Source organism: Wenyingzhuangia gilva, assembly GCF_030519655.1.
Lineage (GTDB): Bacteria > Bacteroidota > Bacteroidia > Flavobacteriales > Flavobacteriaceae > Wenyingzhuangia > Wenyingzhuangia gilva.
In genome coordinates this window covers 1-1,245 of the sequence record NZ_JAUMIT010000033.1, presented here as the reverse complement: position 1 = coordinate 1,245, position 1,245 = coordinate 1, and the positions used below count along the sequence as shown (strand labels likewise).

Sequence of the window (1,245 nt, the reverse complement as noted above, 5' to 3'; positions counted from 1 at the left end):
GGCTAACAAACAAAGCTAATTTTGTGCTTTACTAAGGTTCGGTTTCTTCTTTTTTTCTGTATTTTAGGTCGATAATTAATCGGCTTGTAAAACGCTCCGTTTGCTAGCCAAAACCGTTGGCAAATATTTTCGAGCGAGATTTTTTGAAATAAAATTTTTGTAAATTTGCACTATGAGTAAAAAAGAAGACATACAAAATTATATATCTAATCTTAAAAATAGATTAAAAGATGAACTTCCTCGAATTTCAGAAGAGATTCGTGTTTATGAAGAAAAACTTGCAGAAGGAAAATTAAATCCTAATCCGACACCAGGACCACAATTTAATGGATAAACCAAAATTATTAGTAATTGCTGGTTGTAACGGTTCTGGAAAATCTTCTTTCTCAAAAGCTTTCACTGAAGGAGAAACAAAACCTTATGATTATGACAAAGTCTATAAAGAAAAGTATGAATCTCTAATTGATACTGAATTTAGAGACAGGATGGCTCATAATCTTGCTAGGAAAGATCTAGAAAACGTAATAAAATCTTCTATTAAAAACAGAGCTGATTTCTGTTATGAAACAAACTTCAACTCTACTCCACTATATTGGCCTGAAATTTTTAAATCTGAAAACTATAGAATTGAAATAGTTTTCTTTTGCTTAGACTCAATCGAAAAAGCAAAGGAAAGAGTTCGCATTAGATTTGAAAATGGTGGACATTTTGTACCTGATAATGAAGTTAAAGAAAGATATGAATTAGGTTTTAAACACTTAAATGAAAATTGGAAGTTTTTTGATTCTGTTACTCTTTTTGAAACAAGTAAATATAATAACACTCCAGATCACTTATTTACAATTGAAGAAGAACAATTTATATTAAAAAATGATTTTCCTGAATATCTTGAAGAATTCATTCCTAGTATAAAAGTGCTAAATAAAAAACATTAGCCAACACCGGCTAAACTTCATGCGGGTTTTGTGCTTACTTCAAAGTTTTGTGTATATTTACTAAGTCGCCAAATCTTGTTGATTTGGCTTTGTGAAATCAAAGAAACAAAACCAAACAAAAAGCTTCGGCTTAGTACGTGTTCGAAAATCTTGTCGATTTTCTTCCCGCACAAAGCCTAGCCAAAACCGTTAGCTAAAACAACGCTGAAATTCATGGCTGAATTTTTCGCTGTTGTTTAAATGACAGTTCTTTAAGTGTTTGAAACCTGTGCTCACGCAAAAATTCTAAAACGAAAACTTAGTTTTTAAC

2 protein-coding genes are annotated in these 1,245 nt (G+C 30.9%); both read left to right on the top strand.

Going from position 1 to position 1,245, the window contains the following annotated elements; genetic code table 11:
* Positions 1–172: 172 nt before the first annotated feature.
* On the top strand, positions 173–334 hold the full coding sequence (locus QVZ41_RS14550; RefSeq protein ID WP_157359368.1) for a hypothetical protein: 162 nt from the start codon (positions 173–175) through the stop codon (positions 332–334).
* Positions 327–935 (top strand): ATPase, encoded by a 609-nt coding sequence (locus QVZ41_RS14545; RefSeq protein ID WP_302885374.1) that lies wholly within the window; start codon positions 327–329, stop codon positions 933–935. The genes QVZ41_RS14550 and QVZ41_RS14545 overlap by 8 nt, the downstream gene beginning before the upstream one ends.
* Positions 936–1,245 lie beyond the last annotated feature (310 nt).

Coding starts and splice junctions, on each gene's coding strand:
- QVZ41_RS14550 (WP_157359368.1), top strand. CDS start 173: ATGAGTAAAAAAGAAGACATACAAAATTATATATCTAATCTTAAAAAT.
- QVZ41_RS14545 (WP_302885374.1), top strand. CDS start 327: ATGGATAAACCAAAATTATTAGTAATTGCTGGTTGTAACGGTTCTGGA.